Origin of the sequence: Streptomyces sp. CC224B, from assembly GCF_030010595.1 — a bacterium.
Taxonomy (GTDB): Bacteria; Actinomycetota; Actinomycetes; order Streptomycetales; family Streptomycetaceae; genus Streptomyces; species Streptomyces longispororuber.
Map to the genome: position 1 here is coordinate 1 of NZ_JASCXL010000158.1, position 19,730 is coordinate 19,730.

Genomic DNA, 19,730 nt, shown 5'->3' on the forward strand with positions numbered 1-19,730 from the left:
ATTTTTGGGTGGACTTTACCGGTGGCGGAGGGGCGCCTCGGCGCGTGAAGCCCCGGATGCGGGAACCAGTCCCCGGGGACTGGTTCCCGCATCCGGGGCTTCACGAGGCGGGCGAGGTGCTTCACGTCCCGTCCCGTCGACGGCTCATGGGTCAGGGCGCCTCCCAGCCGTAGAAGCGGCTCGCGTGACCGTCCGACGAGGGTCCCTCGGGCGCGAGCCGCGGCAGGGCCTCGACCACCTTGCCGAACCAGAGCTCCGCCGCGGCCTTCCGCGCGACGTCACCACCGTCGGGACCGACGTGGTCCTGGATGTGGACGCACAGGTCGTTGTACGCGAACAACTGGCGGCGCCGCGTCCCCGCGGCCCCCGCGCCCCCGGTGGCGTCGAACTCCTGGAAGACGCTCGTGACGGCGGGTATCGCGTCCTGGTCCATGCGCGTGAGGGTGACGGTGGTGTCCGTCCGGGTCTCGTCCCCGGTCGAGCCGTCCTCCCAGTCGTAGAAGGAGAACGCCGCGGAATCCGCCGGGGAATTCCAGGTCTCGGGCTCGTACGGCGAGACGTACGGCTCCAGGTCGGCCGAGAGGCGGGCCATGCGCGGGTCGCCCTTGACCTTCATGAGGGCGGCCTTGTCGGCCTGGTCGGCGAAGTCGTACAGGTGGATCTGAATGCCGTCGCACACGAACAGCTGACGGCGGCGCAGTCCGATCAGCTCCGGGATCTCCGTGCTGTCGAACGCGGTGAACAACGTGGAGATCTCCGGGATGGAGCGCTCATCCATCTTCGAGACGGTAACCATGCTGCGCATGTTCATCACTTCCTTGTGAGGACCCTTGTGAGGACCCTTGCGGGAGCTGCGGGAGCTGCGGGAGCTGCGGGAGCTGCGGGAGCTGCGGGAGTTGCGGGAGTTGCGGGAGCTGCGGGGCCGCGGGGTTGGCGGGAGAGGACTGGTACGCGGCTACGCGACCGGCGTGGATTCCGACTCGGGCAGTTCCGCCCCGGCCGCGTCGGTGGGGTTCTTGGTGGTGACCGCCGCGAGGACCAGGCCGACGGCCGCGATGCCGGCGCAGACGAGCATGAGCAGGTTCATGCCGCTCACGAAGGCCGTCTGGACGTCGAGGAGCATCGCCTTGTTGCCGAGTGAGTGGGCGACGGCCACACCGGCTCCCACGCCGTCGGAGACCGGTTCGTGGTTGAGGGGGCCGAGTGCGGAGTGGTACCGCGTGGACAGCACCGTGCCGAGCACCGCCACGCCGGTGGTGCCGGCCGCCTGCCGCAGGGCGGAGAGCAGCGCCGAGCCGGCACCCGCCCGCTCGGGGGAGAGCGCGCCCACGGCCAGGGCCATCGACGTGGGCAGGACCAGGCCGATGCCGAGGCCGACGACGGCCATCCAGGCGGCGACGAACCAGTACGCCGTGTCGACGTCGGTCAGCGCGCCGAAGCCCATGCCGACCGCGAGGAGGCCGAAGCCGATCACCAGGGTCGCCTTGAGCCCGATCTTGTCGCGCAGACCCTCCAGCAAGTTCGAGGCCACGAGGAGGCCGCCGATCATCGGCAGCATGCGCAGACCGCTGCCGAGCGAGTCGACGCCGAGCACCGACTGGAAGTACAGCGGAATGGTGAAGAACAGGCCGAACATCGCGAAGGCGTTGATCAGCTGGAAGACGGTGCCCATCCGGAAGCCGCGGTCCCCGAAGAGGCTGAGGTCCGCGAGGGCGTGTTCCCGCGTCCGCTCCCAGGCGACGAAGCCCCCGATCAGGGCGATGCCGGCCGCGAACGTCGCCCAGGCCGCGCCGTCCCCCCAGCCCTCGTCGCCGAACCGGATCAGACCGTAGGTGAGGCCGACGAGTCCGGCCGCCGAGAGCGCCACGCTGACCGGGCTGATGGGCCGCCGGGTCTGGCTGCGGGACTCCGGCACCAGCAGGCCCACCGCGAGCGCGCCGATGACCACGGTCGGGATGTTCACCAGGAACACCGAGCCCCACCAGAAGTGGTTGAGCAGCAGGCCGCCGACGATCGGGCCGAGCGGCATGCCCAGCGTCACCGCCGTGATCCACACGGTCGTCGCGCGGGCACGCTCCGCCGGGACGGGGAACAGCACCGGGATCATGCCCATGGACAGGGCCATCAGTACGGACGCCGCCACGCCGAGAAGCACGCGGGCCAGGATCAGCTCGCCCGAGGACGAGGCGAACGCGCACCAGATCGAGGCCGCGCCGAAGAGCACCAGGGCGCCGAACACGAACTTCTTGCGCCCGAACCGGTCGCCGAGCGCGCCGGCCGGGAGCATCACGCCCGCCAGCGTCAGCGTGTAGGCGGTGCTGAACCACTGGAGGGCCGCGGTGCTCGCGCCCAGGTCGCGGGCCAGGGTGGGCAGGGCGATGTTGAGCACCGTCATGTCGAGCCCGACGGTCAGCATCGCCAGAGCGAGCGCACCGAGGGCCAGCCAACGGCGCGCAGCCGTCACTTCCATGTCTTCCTCACTTTTTCGAAGTCGCTACGAGTTCAGAGTAGATACGAGATTGGTGGCGGTGTCAATGCCGACTCGATTGGGTTTCGTACTCGCTTCGAGCGGTGGGTGTCGGAGGGGCGCGCGGGCGCGCCGGGGTCGCGCCGGGGCCGAGGGGGCGCCGTGGGCGGGGGACCGGGGGAGGGGAGGCGGCGCGGGGACCAGGGGGCCAAGGGGAGTCAGGGGGGTCAGGGGGGGCAGGGGGCAAGCGGAGCCCGCCGGGGCCGGTCGGCGTCCGCCCGTCGGCCGCCACGGACGGGTCGCGGCGCACCCTGTACGCTCACTCGCCAGTAAGGGCCCCTGATTCCGTGCCGGATACAGTTGATGTGCTCGCATCCTTGCCGCAGTCGGCACCGGCAGTCGGCGCCCTTCTGCCTCCAGGGCGTCAATGCGCCCCGTTCTGGGGAAGGGCCAGGCCCCATCGGGGCCCAACGGGCAACGATGTACGTCGTCTTCTATTGCGAGGGGTTGCCGGAGTGTCGGGACTGCGAGAACGGAAGAAGGCACAGACGCGAAGGCGCCTGGCGGACACCGCGTTCACCCTCTTTCGTGAACGCGGATTCGAGAATGTGACCGTCGCGGAGATCGCCGACGCCGCGGAAGTGGCGGTGAGCACGCTGTTCGCCTACTTCCCCTGCAAAGAGGCGCTGGTCTTCGACGCCGAGGACGAGTACGAACGCGCGCTGACGGCCGCGGTCCGCGACCGCGGCCCCGGCGTCCCGATCCTGGACGCGCTCGAGGCACACCTGGTGCCGGTGGCACAGCCCGCGGCGAGCGGCCCGTCCGGCGAGGACTTCGTCGAACTCGTCAAGGCCACGCCCGCGTTGCTGGACTACGCCAGCCGCCTCCGGCACCGCTGGGAAGCCAGCCTCGCCGCCACCCTGGCGCAGGAGGTCGGTGTCCCGGCGGACGACCTGCTCGCGAAAACCCTCGCCCGCTTCGTCCTGGACGCCAATTTCCTCGCCACGTACGGCGACCACACCCCGGACGACCTGAAGACCGTCTTCGAGCGGCTGCGCTACGGCTGGGCGGACTTCGGCGCCGGGACGGCACCGGGCTCCGCCGCTACCCGCCCCGCGGAATAGGACGCGGGCGGACCGGCCCGGAGCCGTCGTCTTCCAGCCGCGACGAGGACGCCCGGCGAAGTACACCGTTCGGCCCAGTGGCGGCTCCGACCGGCGGACGATGTTCCGGGCGCCGGCCCGGGCGAGCCTGGGGACATGAAGGAAATCACCGCCGTCGTCGGCTGGGTCGTCGGCATCCAGGGCGCCCTCGGACTCCTCGGCAAGCTCTTCGGAGGGAACTCCTGGGGCCTCGTCCACAAGTGGTGGGACGTGCCCACGGCCGGGTACGCCGTGCTGCTCGTCCTCGGCGCCGCGCTCGCGTTCCTCGGCGAGCGCGGCGGCAGGGTCCGGTCGCGCCGCTGACCCCGCGACCTCACGCGATGTGTTCCTCGGCGTCCAGGTCCTGCTGGTAGCGGTCGCGGAAGTCCCGCAGGTACGGGCGCAGGGTGCTCTCCGTCAGCGGGCCGCCCGACTGGCCCGTCACGCCGTACAGATCCAGCAGGTACAGGCTGAACTGCCGGGCGTTGGGGTAGCCGCCCATCTCGCTCACGTACTTGCGGAAGGCCGTGAAGTACGCCTCCTCGCGCGTCATGTCGTCCGGCAGACCGGACCCGTCGGCGCCCGGCCCGGGCAGCACCTCCTCGGCGGCGGGCTGCTCCGCGGCCTCCGCCGACGACCGGGGGCCGCGCGCCCCCTCCTCGCGCGGGCCCGGGACCAGCCGGCCGTTCGCGAGCGGGCGGGTACGGCCCGGACCCGACGGAACCCGGACCCCGCGGGCGTCCGGAGCCGCCGCGGCCTCGGCGGTCCCACCGGCCGCCGAGGTGTCCGTGGCGTCCGTGGTGTCCATGGTGTCCGTGGACTCCGGGATGTCCGCGGTCCCGGCGGCTCCCGTCGCCCCCGCCGCCTGCGTCGCGTACGGCCGCACGTCGTACGCCTCGGCCTCCCCGGCCTCCTCCTCGTACTCGTACACCTCGTCGGCCGCATAGCCGTCGAGAGCCTCGCGCGCCTCGTACGCCTGCTGCTCCCGGTACTGCTGCTCCGCGTGCGCCGCCTGCTCCTCGTACCACTCGTCGTACGGGGCCTCCGGGTCGTACGAGATCGACGCCTCGCCCTGCGCGCGCGGCTGCTGCGGCGCCGCGAACCACGGACTGCCGTGCTCGCCCGGGGCCCACTGGCCCTGGGGCCCCTCGGGCCCCTCGACACCCTGCGGGCGCCGGGACCGGTGGGGCACGGAAGGCTGCTGGGGCTGCCCGGGCTGCCCGGGCTGACCGGGCTGCTGGGGCCGCATGGCCTGCTGGGGCTGCGCGGACTGCTGGGCCGGGCGCCGAGCCTGGTTGCCCGGCGCCTGCTGGGACGCCTGCGACTGCTGGGGTTGCTGCTGCGCCCGGGGTGACGGGAGCGGCTGCCGCGGCGCGAAGGCATCGGGTTCGCCCGGCACGGGGTGCTGCTGCGGCGGCTCCGGCGCGGCCTTCGCCAGTGACTGCGGGGCCGACGGCACGGGCGCCGGGGCCAGTTCCGGCTGGGCGGGCACCGGGGCGGGCGGCAGCACCGCGGGCTCGATGCCCGCCGCCGCCAGACCCGCCGGAGCCGTCTCCGCCAGCGGCACCCCGTACCGGGCCAGCCGCAGCGGCATCAGCGACTCCACCGGGGCCTTGCTGCGCCAGCGGCGGCCGAAGCGGGACCGCAGGCGCGCCTGGTAGACGAGACGTTCCTGCTCCAGCTTGATCACCTGGTCGTAGGAGCGCAGCTCCCACAGCTTCATCCGGCGCCACAGCAGGAACGTCGGCAGCGGGGAGAGCAGCCAGCGCGTCATGCGCACGCCCTCCATGTGCTTGTCCGCCGTGATGTCCGCGATCCGGCCGACGGCGTGCCGGGCCGCCTCCACCGCGACCACGAAGAGCACCGGGATGACCGCGTGCATGCCCACGCCCAGCGGGTCCGGCCAGGCCGCCGCGCCGTTGAACGCGATGGTCGCCGCGGTCAGCAGCCACGCCGTCTGACGCAGCAGCGGGAACGGGATGCGGATCCAGGTCAGCAGCAGGTCGAGCGCGAGGAGCACGCAGATGCCCGCGTCGATGCCGATGGGGAAGAAGTAGGAGAAGTCGCCGAAGCCCTTCTTCTCGGCGAGGTCACGCACGGCCGCGTACGACCCGGCGAAGCCGATCCCGGCGATGACGAGCGCACCGAAGACGACGACCCCGATGAGTATCCGGTGCATGCGCGTGAGCTGCATCGCGGCCACCCGCGAACCCCTCCCTCTGACGGCTGTTGCGAGCGACAGCGTGGCACATGTGTGCGGGCGAGCGTGAGCCGGTACGGGCGGAGCGGGCCCGGAGGGCACCGGCGCGGGCGGGCGCGACCGCCCCGCCGGGCCCCGGGAGGACGGGTTCCCCGGCGCGGGCGGGTCCGCGTGCCGCCCGGCGCCGTTCGTGTCACAGCTCGTCAACAGCCCCAACCGCGCCGGGCCGTTGACCCTCTCCCCGGACGTGGGCGGACAGCCGCCGTCCACCGCCCGCACCCGCCGAGGAGACAACCGCCATGCCCCAGAAGCCCACTTCAGCGACCAGGACCCTCCGCCGCCGGGCCACGGGAGTCGCCGTGGCCGGTACGGCGCTCGCCCTCGCCGCTCCGCTGGCCGCGACGGCCGCCCCGCACCCGGCGGCGGCCGCGACGGACCGGGCCCGCGCCGCGGCGGCCGACCCCGTCTCCGTCCTGTCGTACACCGCCAAGGAGCGCAAGGACGCCCTCGCCTACTGGACGCCCGCCCGCATCAAGGCCGTCGGCAGGTCCGTGGACCTCGGGCCGACCGGACCCAGGGCCAAGCCCTGGCGGGGCACCCCGCCCAAGACCGTGGGGCGGCTCTTCTTCGTCAACGCCAACGGCGCCGACACCTGGTGCACGGCCACCGCCGTGAAGAGCGCCAACCGCTCCGCCGTGATGACCGCCGCCCACTGCGTGCGCCGCGGCTCCTCCCCCTACAACACCAACACCGCGATGGTGTTCGTCCCCGGCTACCACAAGGGCGAGAAGCCGTACGGCACCTTCGCCGTCCGCACCGCCGCGACCCCGCGCACCTGGGAGAAGGAGTCCACCAACGACATGGCCGCGCTGACCGTCGGCACCGGCAAGGGCGGCCGCAAGCTCACCGACGTCGTCGGCGGCCAGGCCGTCGCCTTCCACCGCCCCGTCGGCGGCACCGTCTCCGCCCTCGGCTACTCCGCCACCCGCCCGCAGCTCGGCGAGAGCCTCCTGCACTGCGTCGGCAAGCCCAGGAAGACCCACGGACTCCAGGCCATCCCCTGCGACATGAGCGGCGGCTCCAGCGGCGGCCCCTGGCTCGCCGACTTCGACGCCGCCACCGGCAACGGCGTCCTCGTCTCCGTCAACAGCGCCCTCGACGCCCTGACGCCGACCGAGATGCGCGGCGAGGTGTTCGGCGCCACGGCCAAGAAGGTCTACGAGCGGGCCCAGCGCCGCTGACACCCCCACGGCCGGGGCTCCGGAGCCGGGCCGCCGCGACGCGCGCGCCGGTACGGCCGGAGCCCGGCCGCGCGGGCGGCCGGGCTCCGTGACACCCCCGCGAGCGGGGGCCGTTACGCACTCCTGGGCTGAACGGGGCGGTCACCCGCTCCTCGCTACTCGCTCTTGGGCTTGGCGCCGGCCTTCGCCCCGCCCTCGCCGCCGTCGAGCGCGGCGCCCTTGCCGCCGCCGCCCTCGGCGTCGTCCTTGCCGCCCTTCGCGTCGTCCTTGGAGCCGTCCTTCGCGCCGCCCTCCGGCTTCGAGGACGCGCCGCCGCCCGGCTTGTTCGCCGCGACGACCGCCGCGACGGCCTCCTTCGCGGCCTTCTGCGTGTCCTTGGCGAGGTCGCCGCCGTCCGGCTGCTTGTCGCCCGCGAGACCCGCGCCGTTGTAGTCGACGGCGACGACGGCGTTCTCCACCCGCGCCACCAGCGTCTGCTGCTTGAAGGTCTCCTTGTCCTTCTTCAGGTCGTACGAGACCAGCGTCGCCTGGTCACCCGTGCCCGGCACCGGCGTCGTCTTCACGTTCTTGGCGCCCTTGACGGCCTGCGCGTCCGCGACCTGCTTGGTGAAGTTGGCCTGCGCGCGCTTCGCGCCGCTGCCCAGGGACTGGTCCGACTCGAAGCGGTTCATGGCCACGCGCAGCCAGCGGAACTGGGAGCCGTCGACGCCGTTGTCGTCGAGGCTCTCCCACGTGCAGTTGCCCCGCGTGGACACGTCGTCCGACGTACCGGCCCTGCCCGACTTGTCCTTGGCCGCCGGGACGAGGTCGCCGAGCGTCTTCTTCGTCAGCGTCTCGCAGGGCTCGGGCAGCTTGGCGAACGCGGCCTTCTCGACCGCCGGCGTCTCCTCGCCGGAGCCCGACGGCGCCGAGGCGGAGGACTCGGCCCCCGTGTCCTTCTTGGCGCCGTCCGAACCGGAGCCGGAGTCGTCCCCGCTGCACGCGGAGGCGAAGAGGATCACCGGTGCGGCGGCCGCGCCCACCAGAACGCGGGTGAGTCGCTGACGCTGTCGCTGTGCGGGTCGGTGCATGGTTCCTTCACTCGTGTTCGCTCGTGGCGTCCGTGCCGGATGGTGCGTACGGGCTACGGGCCAGGGGGTCCGTTGAGCCACCGTACGCGCTGGGCGCCACGGGTGACCCGGCTTCCCGGGGACCCGGGCCGGCGCCCCCTCATCGTCAGCCGTCGAACTCGTCGACGAGGTTTTCCGCCAGTTCGCGCGCGTTGTCCTGCATTTCCTTGGAGTCCGGCACCTCGGTGCGGCGGGCCGGCTGCTCGTCGTACTCGACGGTGACGACGACGTTCGACGTGCGGAACACCACAGTCACGGTCCGGTGGCGGCCGGCCGAGGCGGCGGTGGTGAGCACGTCGTCGAGGAAGGCCTCGTCACCGAGGTCGTCGAGGGAGCGGGGCTCGAGCCCGGCGGGGGTCGCCCCGGCACCGCCGTCCGCGCCCTCGGTGGGGTCCGCGCTCCCGGTGGCGTCCCCGTCGTCGGCGGACCCGGCACCGTCACCACGCCCGGCCGCCCCCGCCTTCGCGGCCTTGCCGCCCTGCGGCTTCGCGGCGGCCCCGGAGGACTTCCCAGGGCCCGGCTCGGACCCCTCGGACCCCTTCTCCTTGGACGTCTCAGGCCCCTGGGACTTCTCGGGCCCCTCAGACCCCTCAGTCCCCTCAGACCCCTCAGACCCCTCAGTCCCCTCTGACCCCTCCGGCTCGGGCTTCTCGCTCTCGGACTCGGCGTCCGAAGGCTCCGGAACGCCCGCCTCGCGGAGCTTCGTCCGGTACACCTCCTGCGCCCGGGCGTCGTCGCTGACGGCCCCGTCGTACGACACCACGCGCTCGAAGTCGACCAGCAGGTGGTGCGTGGCGTCGGCGGACCCCACCTTCCAGCGGCAGCCCACGCGCCGGTCGGTGTCGTACGTGACCGTGGCCGCGCCCTCGTAGGCCTTCTCGCGCTGCCCGGGGTCCTCGACGTCCGCGATGCCGGGCAGCATCGCGTCGAGCGCCGACCGGTCGACCGTGCCGCAGGCCTCGGGCAGCGTGCGGTACCTGCCGGGCTCCGCGGCCGCCGTCGCGCCGGCCGTGTCGCCGGACTTGCCGTCACCGCCGTCGTCGGAGCCCGGGTCACCGGTGCAGCCGGCGAGCAGCGCCACGAGGAGCGCGGCGGCACCGGGCGCGTAGACCTTCCTCCGCTGCACCGTGCACGCTCCTCTCGGTCCTGCCGGCCCGTCCGGCCTGGTTATTGAGTTGCCGCCGACGGGCGACCGGTGGACACAATGTGTATCGCACGCGCTGCCGTGGACGCCGGTCCGTTTTCCCATTCGTCGACCTTGGCTCCGGTATTTGCGCTCCAGTGCTTTTGCTTGCTTGCGGGGGAATGAGGACGGTATGTCGTACGTAGAGGTACCCGGCGCCCAGGTGCCGATCCGGATGTGGACCGACCCGGGGTCGGTCGAGGACGCCGCGATGCAGCAGCTGCGCAACGTCACCACGCTGCCGTGGATCAAGGGCCTGGCCGTCATGCCGGACGTCCACTACGGCAAGGGCGCGACGGTCGGCTCGGTCATCGCCATGAAGGACGCGGTGTGCCCGGCGGCGGTGGGCGTCGACATCGGCTGCGGCATGTCCGCGGTCAAGACGTCACTGACCGCCAACGACCTGCCGGGGGACCTGTCCCGCCTGCGCTCGAAGATCGAGCAGGCGATCCCGGTGGGGCGGGGCATGCACACCGACCCCGTCGACCCGGGCCGCTTCCACGGCTTCGCCACCGCCGGGTGGGAGGACTTCTGGGGACGGTTCGCGGGGGTCGCCCAGGCGGTGCGGTTCCGCGAGGAGAGGGCCGTCAAGCAGATGGGCACCCTCGGATCCGGGAATCACTTCGCGGAGGTTTGTCTGGATTCGGAGGGTTATGTCTGGTTGATGCTGCACTCCGGTTCGCGGAACATCGGCAAGGAACTGGCCGACCACCACATCGGGGTGGCCCGCGACCTGCCGCACAACCAGGGTCTCGTGGACCGTGATCTGGCGGTGTTCATCGCGGACACCCCGCAGATGGCGGCCTACCGGAACGACCTGTTCTGGGCCCAGGAGTACGCGAAGTACAACCGCGCGATCATGATGGCGCTGCTGAAGGACGTCATCCGCAAGGAGTTCAAGAAGGCGGGGCCGGTCTTCGAGCAGGAGATCTCCTGCCACCACAACTACGTGGCCGAGGAGCGGTACGACGGCATGGACCTGCTCGTCACCCGCAAGGGCGCGATCCGCGCGGGCTCGGGGGACTACGGCATCATCCCCGGCTCCATGGGCACCGGCTCGTACATCGTGAAGGGCCTCGGCAACGAGGCGTCCTTCAACTCGGCCTCGCACGGCGCGGGCCGCCGGATGAGCCGGAACGCCGCGAAGAAGCGCTTCTCCACGCGCGACCTGGAGGAGCAGACGCGAGGCGTGGAGTGCCGCAAGGACGCGGGCGTCGTGGACGAGATCCCCGGCGCCTACAAGCCGATCGAGAAGGTCATCGACCAGCAGACCGACCTGGTCGAGGTGGTCGCGAAGCTGAAGCAGGTCGTCTGCGTCAAGGGGTGACCCCACGGCGGGGCCCGGACCGTCACGGCCCGGGGCGGCTACTTCGCGTGCGAGACCGCGTAGATCATGATGAAGGCCACGATGTGGATGCCGAAGAGGAAGTAGGCCAGGTACCACCAGACCAGGCGTTCGTTCTTCTTCTCCTCGGCCAGGCGGCGGGATTCGCGTTCGTGGGTGAGCCGGGCCAGGGGGTCGGCGGAGTGGGGGGAGCCGCCGGGGGTGCCGGGGTCGTCGGCGGCGTAGGTCACGGCTGTTCCCGGTGGACCTTGGTGTTGGAGGCCTGGGCGCGGGGGCGGACGACCAGGAGGTCGACGTTGACGTGCGGCGGGCGGGTGACCGCCCAGGTGATCGTGTCGGCGACGTCCTCGGCGGTCAGGGGCTCGGCCACGCCCGCGTACACCTTCGCGGCCTTCTCCGCGTCGCCGCCGAAGCGGGTCAGGGCGAAGCCCTCCGTCTTCACCATGCCGGGCGCGATCTCGACGACGCGGACGGGGGTGCCGACGATCTCCAGGCGGAGCGTCTCGGCGAGGACGTGGGCGCCGTGCTTGGCGGCCACGTACCCCGCGCCGCCCTCGTACGTGGCGTGGCCCGCCGTGGAGGAGACCACGACCACCGTGCCGTCGCCGCTCGCGGTGAGGGCGGGCAGCAGGGCCTGCGTCACGTGCAGCGTGCCGATGACGTTCGTCTCGTACATCTGCCGCCAGTCCGCCGGGTCGCCGGTGGCGACCGGGTCGGCGCCGAGCGCGCCGCCCGCATTGTTCACCAGGACGGCGATCTTCTGGAAGGCCGAGGCGAAGGCGTCGACGGCCGCGCGGTCGGTGACGTCGAGGGGGTACGCCGTCGCGCTGTGACCGGCCTCCGTCAGCTCCGCCGCCAGCGCCTCGACGCGGTCCTTGCGACGGGCGGTCAGGACGACCCGGTACCCGGCCTCGGCCAGGCCGCGGGCCGTGGCGGCGCCGATGCCGCCGCTGGCGCCGGTGACGACGGCGATGCCGTGGGTGCGGGGGGTCTCGGCGTGCGGCATGGGCGCTGCTCCCTCGGTGCGGGCGGGGCTCGTACGGGCGTTCTTCTCGCTCCGCCCGTCAGGATAGGCCGGGCGCCTCAGTCGCCTCGCGGCGCGTACATGATCACGGCCATGCCGGCGAGGCAGACGAGGGCCCCGACGACGTCCCAGCGGTCGGGCCGGTAGCCGTCCGCGACGGCGCCCCACGCGAGCGACCCGGCCACGAAGACCCCGCCGTACGCGGCCAGGATGCGCCCGAAGTCGGCGTCGGGCTGGAGCGTCGCGACGAAGCCGTAGACGCCGAGGGCCAGCACGCCCGCGCCGATCCACACCCAGCCCCGGTGCTCCCGCACGCCCTGCCAGACCAGCCAGGCGCCGCCGATCTCGAACAGCGCGGCGACGGCGAACAGGGCGGCGGAGCGGGCGATGAGCATGCGACCAGAGTGGCACGAGTGCCGCCCCCGCCCGGGCGTCGCGACGTCGCGGTCAGGCGGCGGCCAGCGGGCCTCGCCCCCTCAGGTCGAGCGCCCAGTCGTTGCACCGCCGCCACTGGCCCTTCGGGTACTCGAAGTCGCCCGAGCCGACGAGCGTGAAGCCCGCCTTGCGGCAGACGGCGTTGGACGCGGTGTTCGTCGCGGCCGGGAAGGCGTGCAGGGAGCCGTGGCGCCCGGTCCCGCGGGCCTCCTCGGCCACCAGGCGGGTGGCGGCGACGGCGATGCCCCGGCCCTGGAACTCGGGCAGGACGCCCCAGCCGGCCTCCCAGACCGTCTCGCCGCCGTGGATCGTCTCCCAGCACCCGACGAGGCCCGCCGCCTCGCCCGTGTCCGCCGTCAGGATCTTGTACATCCGGCCGCGGTGGTCCAGGCCCACGTACCGGCGGTGCCGGTCGCGCAGTTGCTCGTCGGACTCGGGGCCGCCCAGGTGCTCGGTCATCTCCGGGGTGTTGTGCCGCACGAGCTGCGCGAAGTCGCCCTCGCCGTAGGGCACGAGCCGGACCGGGGCCGCCCCCGGCCGTGCTGCCTCCGGCCGTGCCGGCGGTGCCATCCGCGTGTCCGCCGGTGTCGCTGTCACAGGTGTCCGCTCCATGTCCTCACGGTAGGCGGAGGGTCTGACAACGCCCGCTCACCTGCGAGTTGTCCGACCTCGACGCGCCGGAGCCGGGTGCGGAGCACGACGCCAGGGACCTCGTGAACCACCTCGCGGCCAAGAAGAGGGCCGCCCGCGCGGGTGGCGGGCGACCGTAGGCGGTTCGGACACGGGATGACCAGCGCGAGTCTTCCGCTGGCGTGCCGATGCAGCCACCATGGGAGCGGATGCGGAGTCGCGGAACCGTTACGTCAGGGGGCACCACGGTATGGCGGAGTCTGCGAAGGACTTCTGTTCGGACTTGGTCGATCTCTCTGGGATCTCCTTGGCGGAGCTGCACGCGAGTGACGACCCACTGCTGCGGCGGGCCCTGCGCTGTGCCGGCCGCCAGGCGAGTGCGGCGTTCGGCACCCTTGAGGCGACCAACAGCGAAGGGATGAGACTGCTGCGCGGGACGAGGCAGCGCTCGCGGTGACGTCGGGGCGGCAGGGCCCCCGCCGGTCCCCCGGGGACGGGCGCGCGCCCCGTCGGCCGGGCCAGGGCGGGCGGGGTGTTCCCGCGCCCCGCGGGCACCGCCTGGACCTGCACCGGGTCTCCGGCGCGTCGCTGCGTGCCGTGGCGGCGGGCGAGGCAGGCCCCGCCGATCTCGCGCTGTTGCGCGCGGGCCAGCGGAGCCACCTGCTGCTGGTGCTGCGGGCCCTGCTCGACCGCGCCGACGACCTGCCGGGCCCCCAGCGGCGCGGCGGGCCGTCGGCGCTGTCGGTCTGGGGCGTGCTCACCGCCGCCGAGGAGCGGGACGCCGGAGCCGTGGACGCGGTCCTCGACGACCCGTCGGTGCGGGCGTGGGCCGTGCGGCTGCTGCGGCGGGTGGGCGGCGGCTCCGGGGCCGCGCCGGGTGCGGCGGCGCCCCTGTGGGCGGACCTCGGCCAGTTCCGGGCCCTGGCCGCGGCGGCGGCCCTGCGCGCCGGGACCGAGGTCTCGCTGCGGGTGCCCGCGTACCGGGGCCTGGTCTGGGTGCCGGGGGGGGGGGGGGCGGGGCCGGTGTCCGGGCGCCGCTGGAGCGAGGCGGAGTTCCACGTGGCCGGGGGCGGTGCCGTGGTGCGCGGGGAGTGCGCGGAGGTGCGCCTGCCCGGGGCGAGGACCCTGGCGGAACCGGCGGCGGGCTGGCGGCCCCTGGTCGCGCTGTGCGGGCCGCGGGACGTCCCGCGGGAGCCGTGCGCGGACCCGCACTCCGCGGCGGCCGGGCCGGGCGGACCCGGGCGGGGGGACGGGGGCCCGGGGGAGGGGCTGCGGCTCGACGCGGTGACGCCGTACCGGGACTTCGACGTGTCGCCGCGTGCGCCCCTGCGGCTGGGGGAGCGGCGGACGCGGCTGTGGCGGGAGCGGCTGCGCGGTGCCTGCGCGCTGCTCGCGCGGGAGTCGCCGCCGGACGCGGCGGCGCTGGGGGCGCTGGTGCGCGTGCTGGTGCCCCGCCCGTTCCCCGCGTCCCCGGGCGGGCTCGTGCCCAGTGCCTCGTCGCCGGAGGCGTTCGGCGCGGTCGCGCTGTCGCTGCCGTACGACGAGCCGCAGACGGCGGCCGTGCTGGTGCACGAGACCCGCCACCAGGAGCTGACCGCGCTGATGAGCCTGGTGCCGCTGGTGCGCGGGCCGGAGGCGGGCGCGGCGGAGGCGGGGGAGCGGCTCTACTACGCCCCGTGGCGCGGCGATCCGCGTCCCGCGCGGGGGGTGCTGCACGGTGTGTACGCCTTCGCCGGGGTGGCCCGCTTCTGGCGGGCGCACCGGGACGCCGCGGAGGGGGCGGGGGCGCGGCGCGCCGACTTCGAGTTCGCGGTCTTCCGGGAGCAGGTGGGGGAGGCGGTGGCCGCGCTGGCGGAGGGCGGTGACCTGACCGAGGCGGGGCGGCTGTTCGTGGAGGAGGTCGCGGCCCCGCTGGAGCGGTGGCGGAAGGAGGAGGTGCCGGCGGAGCCGGCGCGGCTCGCGGCGCACTACTGCGCGGTGCGCCGGGCGCTGTGGCGGTGGCGGCACCTGGCCGTCGACGAGGCGTTCGTGGCGCGGCTGGCCGGGGACTGGGCGGCGGGCCGGCCTGCGCCGCCGCTGCCCGCCCCGGTGCTCGCGCCGAGCGAGGAGGCGCACCGCTCGCCCGCGTTCGGCACGCTGGCCCGGCTGTCGCTGTCGGCACCCGCCACGTTCACGCGGCGGCTGCGGCGGGCCGGGGCCGAGGGTGACGCGGCGGCCGCGGCGGAGTGCGCGGCGGTGGCCGGGGACGCCCAGGCGGCGGCGCGCTGGTACGGCGTCCGGGTGGCGGCCGACCCGTGGGACGCCGAGGCGTGGATCGGTGCGGCGCTGGTACGCCGGCGGGGGTCGGCCGCGGCGGCGCTGCTGCTCGACCGCCCGGAGACCGTGTTCGCGGTGCACCGGGCGGTCGTGGCCGCGGGGGTCCGGCCCGCGGACCCGCCGGACATAGCCGGGTGGCTCGCCGGGGGCGCGCGGGCGTGACGCCGTGACGGCCGCCGGACAGGGCCGCCCCCCAACCGGAGGGAGACCAGGCCGGGTCAGGCCGGGTCAGGCCGGGTCAGGCCGGGTCAGGCCGGATCGGACCGGATCAGGCCGGACGAGGCCAGGTCGGACCGGATCGCAGCAGAGGGATATCAGAGGGAGAGTCAGAGAGAGATCAGAGAGAGATCAGATCGATGTCCGCGTTCGCCCTGAGCCCCTTCTCGGCGTCCCTGGTGGCGGGGTGGGAGGGGCCCAGGAGGGACCGGTAGGTCTCCAGGGCGTCGTCGAGCAGGCGCCTGCTCTCCTCCGTGCGGCCCAGGGCCCTGAGGTCGTGGCTGAGGTTGAGCTGGACGGCGAGGTTCGCCGGGTGGCTCTCGCGCAGCCGTACGGAGTCCTCGGCGGCGGCCGCGTCGATCTCGTACGCCCGGTCGGGGTGGCCGAGGGCGAAGTGGTCGCTGGCGAGGTTCATGCGGGCCAGCAGGGTGCGCGGGTGCTCGGCGCCGAGGGTGCGGGTGAGGCCCTCGGAGATCTCCAGGTCGAGGGCGAGGGCGGCTTCGTTCTCGCCGAGCAGGCGCAGGGAGACGGCGAGGTTCATGGCGATGGCGTGGCTGTGCGGGTGGTCGCGGCCGTAGAGGGTGCGGTGCTGCTCAAGGGCCTGTTCGGTGAGGGCCCGTGACTCCTGGACCTTGCCGACCTGGCGGAGGTCGTTGGCGTGGCTGATGGCCATCTGCATGAACTGCCGGGTGCCGGTGCCGAAGCGCCTGCGGACCATGGACATGTACGGCGTGGAGAGCTCGTAGGCGCCTTCGTGGTCGCCCTTCTTGCGGCGGGTGACGCACAGGTTGCGGATGACCTGGAGGGTGAACCAGTGGTCTCCGCCGAGCTGGTCGCGCAGGTTGGCGGCGAACTCCTCGTAGCCCTCCAGGGACTCGTCGTAGCGGCCGAGTTCCTGGAGGTCCAGGAGGTAGGCGTTGTACGAGGACAGGGTGTAGAGGTGGTCGTCGCCGAGGACCTCGATGCGTCGCTGCCAGGTGTCGTGGTCGATCTCCCGGGCGCGGACGGGGTCGCCGGCCAGGCGCAGGCTGACCGCGTAGTTGTTGGCGGTGAGCAGGGTGGCCGGGTCGTCGGGGCCGAACTGGGCGAGGCTGGTCTCGTAGACCCGCTGGTCGATCTCCTTGGCCTCGTAGAAGTTGCCGAGGTTGCGGTGGTTGCCGGCCAGGTAGCTCTGGGCCTGGAGGGTGTTCTCGTGGGTGTCGCCGAGCACCCTGCGGTAGCGCTCGACGAGTTCGTCCTGGAGGCGGAAGGCGCGGTCGAGGTCGAGGTTCTGCTCGCGGAGGGTCTCGGCGATCTGCTGGTCGATGCCGAGGACCTCCTCGTGGTCCTCGCCGAGGCGTTCGCGCCAGATGGCGGCGGCGCGTTCGCCGAGGTTGAGGGCGGCGGTGTAGTCGCCGCGGGCGCGCAGGAACCACACCTCGTTGAGGACGAGGCGGCGGGTCCAGCCCTCCTCGCACTCGACGGCGTTGGAGGCGCGCAGATGGGTCAGGAGCGAGGAGTAGCGGGGCCAGTAGGTGGCGCGCTGGGGGTTCCTCGGGTCGGCGTTGGACAGGAGCTGGTGGGCGGCGTGCCGCATCTGGGCCCGCTCCTGGGGGTTCATCTGCTCGACGAGGACGCGCTGGACGAGGCGGTGCAGCTGGACGGTGGACTGCCGGTGGTCGATGCGGGCGAGCGCGTAGCGCCCGATCTCGCGGACGGCGCGGCCGAGTTTGACGGGGTCGTCGAGCGCGGCCTGGAGTTCGCGGGGCACGGAGATGCCGCGGACGGCGGAGAAGAGGTCCCAGGAGATGGGTTCGGGTGCGAAGAACGCGCAGACCTGGAGGAGTTGCAGGGCGTCGGGGTGGTCGTCGCGGAGGCGTTCCAGGGACACGTTCCAGGCGGCGGCCACCGGCATCTCGTAGTCGGGCGGCGGGTCGGACTGGAGGAGTTCGGCCCACTTGCGCTCGAAGAGTTCGAGGTACTGGTGGACGGGCATGCCCGTCTCGGCGAGCCAGACGGAGGCCTGCTCGACGGCCAGCGGCAGGTCGCCGAGGGAGGCGGCGAGGTGGTTGACGGCGTCGTCGGCGAGCTCGGGGCTGCGGCGGCGCAGCAGCGAGACGCTCTCCTCGCGGGCGAACACGTCGACCTCGAGGGAGCTCGCGGTGTGGGACCACTGGACGTTGCGCGAGGTCACGAGGATGCGGCCGGGGCCGTCGGTGGGGAAGTACTTACGTACCTCTTTGGGGTCCTCGGCGTTGTCGAAGATCAGCAGCCAGTCGCTGTAGGGCTCGCCCCTGCGCAGCGCGTCCAGGACGGCCGGGACCGCGGAGATCTCGGAGCTGACCTGGAGCCCCATCTGCTCGCCCAGCTCGATGAGGGACTGGACGATCTGGTTCTCCTGTTCGGAGGCCACCCACCAGACGAGCCGGTAGTCGCGGCTGTGGCGGTACACGTACTCGACGGCGATCTGCGACTTGCCCACACCGCCCATGCCGTGCAGTGCTTCGGGGAGTACCGCGGTGACACCGGTGCCGAGGCGGTCCTGCAACTGTTCGAGCAGGACCTCGCGGCCGGTGAAGTTCCTGTTCCGCTGCGGTACGTTCCCCCAGATGCGGGGCGGATCGTGCGGGCCGCGCGGGCCCGGGGCAACCGGCAGACCGGCAGACACGGCGGGGCCTCCAGGGTGGGAGCGAGGGGATGCGGGGGCTGGGGCGTGGGGTGGTGCGGCGGGGGGCGCGGCCTGGGGTGGAGGCGGCGGCGAGGAGCTCGCGCGGCGCGGGGTGTCCGCCGGGGCTTGCGGCCGGTACGGTATCGCAGTTTGTTGGCTCTTTCTCAAGTTTGACCCGCTATCAGCCTTTGAGTACTGTAATGACGGCTTATGTCCAGATGTAAGGGTGCTCTCCCGGCCGCTCTCCCGGCTCAGGGAGCGGGGGCCCGCCGCATGGCTGCGCAGCAGCCTTCCGAGGTGGTCGGCGCGGGCGAGGTAGGGCCCTGACAGCGCGCACAGCGCGGTGTACAGATGGGTGACGAAAGGGCGGGTCCGCTCCGTGATCGGTGGATCCGCGAGGTCGCCCTCCGGCGCCACCAGGGCGGCGCCGCCCTCCCACAGCTCTTCCAGGCGCGGCCCCAGGAAGCGCTCCACCTGGCGCAGCGCCGCGATCGTGTCGGCGCGCCGCCCGAGGGCCAGCAGCTCCTCACGCACCCCGTCCGCGAAGTCGTACGACACGCTGTACGGGTCCTCGACGTCACTCGTGTCGTCGCTGCGGCGCACCAGGCCGAGCAGCACGGTCTCGGCGACGTTCCAGTACCGCGTGCCCTTGGCCGCCTGCTGGAGCAGCCGCATGACCGGCAGGTTCAGCGGCACCGCCGCCATGCGCTTGGCGAGGGCGAAGCCGCCCGGCGACGCGGTGGCGCGGAAGCGGCGCACGACGGCCGCCGCGCGCGCGGCGCGCTCCTGCGCCGTCTGCTGCCCGGCCTCGGCGGCCGTCCGCCCGGGCGGGTCCGCGCCGTCCGTGAGCACGTCGGCGAGGCGCACCGGCACCGTGGCCGCCGCCGCGCGCACGTCGCCGCCCGGCGTCGTCAGGAGTGCGGCGAGCCGGTGCCAGGAACCGGTGTCGGCGGCCACCAGGTGGGCCCAGCGGCCCAGCGACTCGGGCCGCAGCTCCACCACGGGGACGGCGACGGCGTCGGCGGGGCCGGGGTCGGGCACGGCGTACGGGGCCAGGGTCTCGGCCTCGAAGGGGCCGGACTCGGCGTCGTAGCGGCGGTTGGGCTCGGCCGGGGACGCGGCTCGCAGCCGGGCGGGGGTGACCGTCGGCAGGGTCAGGTCCCACAGGTGCTGCGGCAGCACGCTCAGGACGGCGGTGGGCGAGGAGCCGGCGAGGCGGTGCAGGAGCGCGGCCGCCCGGCCGTCGCGCCACGCCTCGTGGCCGCCGTCCGTGACGACCAGGACGAGTCCGCGCCCGCCCGGCGGGGCGGACGGCGCGAGCGCCTCCCGCGGGTTCCAGCGCACCTGGCGCACCGTGCGGAAGGCCGCCGTCTGCTCCATCAGCGCGCCGAGGCGGCGGGCGGTGCGCCGCCACAGGGCCATCGAGGGGCCGTCGTCCACGAGCAGCAGCAGGTCGAGGCGGCGCTCCGGCACCGAGCGGCACACCGGCGTCCACAGGCCGTCCACGGCGGCCTGCTCGGCGGTGGCCTCCTCGTCCAGCTCGACGTCGTACGGCGAGGAGCGGAACAGGCGCAACGGGCGCAGGGCGCGGCCGAGGGCCAGGGGGTCGGCGAGCGGGGGGCTCCCGGCCGGCTCGGCGCGGTCGGGCTCCGGGGCCGCCGCGGGGCGGCCGGGGAGGGGCCTGACGGGCAGCGCGCGCCACGGCGGCATCCGCTCGGGGGTGTCCTGGGCGTCGGGGTCGGCGGGCGCGGGCGGTCCCTCGCGCCGCGCGGGCC

At 73.8% G+C, this 19,730-nt stretch carries 15 protein-coding genes; 5 read left to right on the forward strand and 10 right to left on the reverse strand.

Annotated features, from left to right (window positions below):
* Positions 1-151 precede the first annotated feature (151 nt).
* Positions 152-805 (reverse strand): TcmI family type II polyketide cyclase, encoded by a 654-nt coding sequence (locus QK440_RS37790; protein WP_282797796.1) that lies wholly within the window; start codon positions 803-805, stop codon positions 152-154.
* A gap of 150 nt (positions 806-955) precedes the next feature.
* Positions 956-2,470 carry a DHA2 family efflux MFS transporter permease subunit gene (locus tag QK440_RS37795; protein WP_282797797.1) on the reverse strand — a complete coding sequence of 505 codons (1,515 nt, stop codon included), beginning with the start codon at positions 2,468-2,470 and terminating at the stop codon, positions 956-958.
* Between the two features lie 512 nt (positions 2,471-2,982).
* Here QK440_RS37795 and QK440_RS37800 point away from each other — a divergent pair.
* Both QK440_RS37800 and QK440_RS37805 read left to right on the forward strand, forming a co-directional pair.
* On the forward strand, positions 2,983-3,591 hold the full coding sequence (locus tag QK440_RS37800) for a TetR family transcriptional regulator (protein ID WP_282797798.1): 609 nt from the start codon (positions 2,983-2,985) through the stop codon (positions 3,589-3,591).
* A 135-nt stretch (positions 3,592-3,726) separates the two neighbouring features.
* Complete coding sequence (locus tag QK440_RS37805; RefSeq protein ID WP_282797799.1) at positions 3,727-3,933, forward strand: hypothetical protein; 207 nt, start codon at positions 3,727-3,729, stop codon at positions 3,931-3,933.
* A 10-nt stretch (positions 3,934-3,943) separates the two neighbouring features.
* Here the strand turns inward: QK440_RS37805 and QK440_RS37810 are convergent, their stop codons facing one another.
* Positions 3,944-5,812, reverse strand: coding sequence for a DUF2637 domain-containing protein (locus QK440_RS37810; RefSeq protein ID WP_282797800.1), 1,869 nt, complete (start codon positions 5,810-5,812; stop codon positions 3,944-3,946).
* Positions 5,813-6,108: 296 nt separating this feature from the next.
* Between QK440_RS37810 and QK440_RS37815 the strand changes: the two genes are divergently transcribed.
* On the forward strand, positions 6,109-7,050 hold the full coding sequence (locus QK440_RS37815) for a peptidase (protein WP_282797801.1): 942 nt from the start codon (positions 6,109-6,111) through the stop codon (positions 7,048-7,050).
* Between the two features lie 155 nt (positions 7,051-7,205).
* On the opposite strand, the gene QK440_RS37820 is transcribed toward QK440_RS37815, so the two are convergent.
* Positions 7,206-8,120, reverse strand: a complete 915-nt coding sequence (locus QK440_RS37820; RefSeq protein ID WP_282797802.1) for a DUF3558 domain-containing protein — start codon at positions 8,118-8,120, stop codon at positions 7,206-7,208.
* 145 nt (positions 8,121-8,265) lie between these two features.
* On the reverse strand, positions 8,266-9,285 hold the full coding sequence (locus QK440_RS37825; RefSeq protein ID WP_282797803.1) for a DUF3558 domain-containing protein: 1,020 nt from the start codon (positions 9,283-9,285) through the stop codon (positions 8,266-8,268).
* A 190-nt stretch (positions 9,286-9,475) separates the two neighbouring features.
* On the opposite strand from QK440_RS37825, the gene QK440_RS37830 reads away from it, so the two are divergent.
* Positions 9,476-10,669 (forward strand): RtcB family protein, encoded by a 1,194-nt coding sequence (locus QK440_RS37830; protein WP_282797804.1) that lies wholly within the window; start codon positions 9,476-9,478, stop codon positions 10,667-10,669.
* A 38-nt stretch (positions 10,670-10,707) separates the two neighbouring features.
* Here QK440_RS37830 and QK440_RS37835 read toward each other — a convergent pair whose 3' ends face one another.
* From QK440_RS37835 to QK440_RS37850, 4 genes are all read right to left on the reverse strand, one after another.
* Entirely contained in the window at positions 10,708-10,917 is a 210-nt protein-coding gene (locus tag QK440_RS37835; protein ID WP_282797809.1) for a hypothetical protein, read from the reverse strand.
* Complete coding sequence (locus QK440_RS37840; RefSeq protein ID WP_282797805.1) at positions 10,914-11,693, reverse strand: SDR family NAD(P)-dependent oxidoreductase; 780 nt, start codon at positions 11,691-11,693, stop codon at positions 10,914-10,916. The genes QK440_RS37835 and QK440_RS37840 overlap by 4 nt, the downstream gene beginning before the upstream one ends.
* 77 nt (positions 11,694-11,770) lie before the next feature.
* Positions 11,771-12,106: a YnfA family protein gene (locus QK440_RS37845; RefSeq protein ID WP_190137314.1), complete on the reverse strand. Its 336-nt coding sequence runs from the start codon at positions 12,104-12,106 to the stop codon at positions 11,771-11,773.
* 52 nt (positions 12,107-12,158) lie between these two features.
* Positions 12,159-12,758 (reverse strand): GNAT family N-acetyltransferase, encoded by a 600-nt coding sequence (locus QK440_RS37850; RefSeq protein WP_349239348.1) that lies wholly within the window; start codon positions 12,756-12,758, stop codon positions 12,159-12,161.
* Between the two features lie 615 nt (positions 12,759-13,373).
* On the opposite strand from QK440_RS37850, the gene QK440_RS37855 reads away from it, so the two are divergent.
* Complete coding sequence (locus QK440_RS37855; RefSeq protein WP_282797806.1) at positions 13,374-15,254, forward strand: HEXXH motif-containing putative peptide modification protein; 1,881 nt, start codon at positions 13,374-13,376, stop codon at positions 15,252-15,254.
* A 175-nt stretch (positions 15,255-15,429) separates the two neighbouring features.
* On the opposite strand, the gene fxsT is transcribed toward QK440_RS37855, so the two are convergent.
* Positions 15,430-19,730 (reverse strand): FxSxx-COOH system tetratricopeptide repeat protein (gene fxsT, locus QK440_RS37860; protein WP_282797807.1); only part of this gene is annotated, 4,301 nt, incomplete at its 5' end.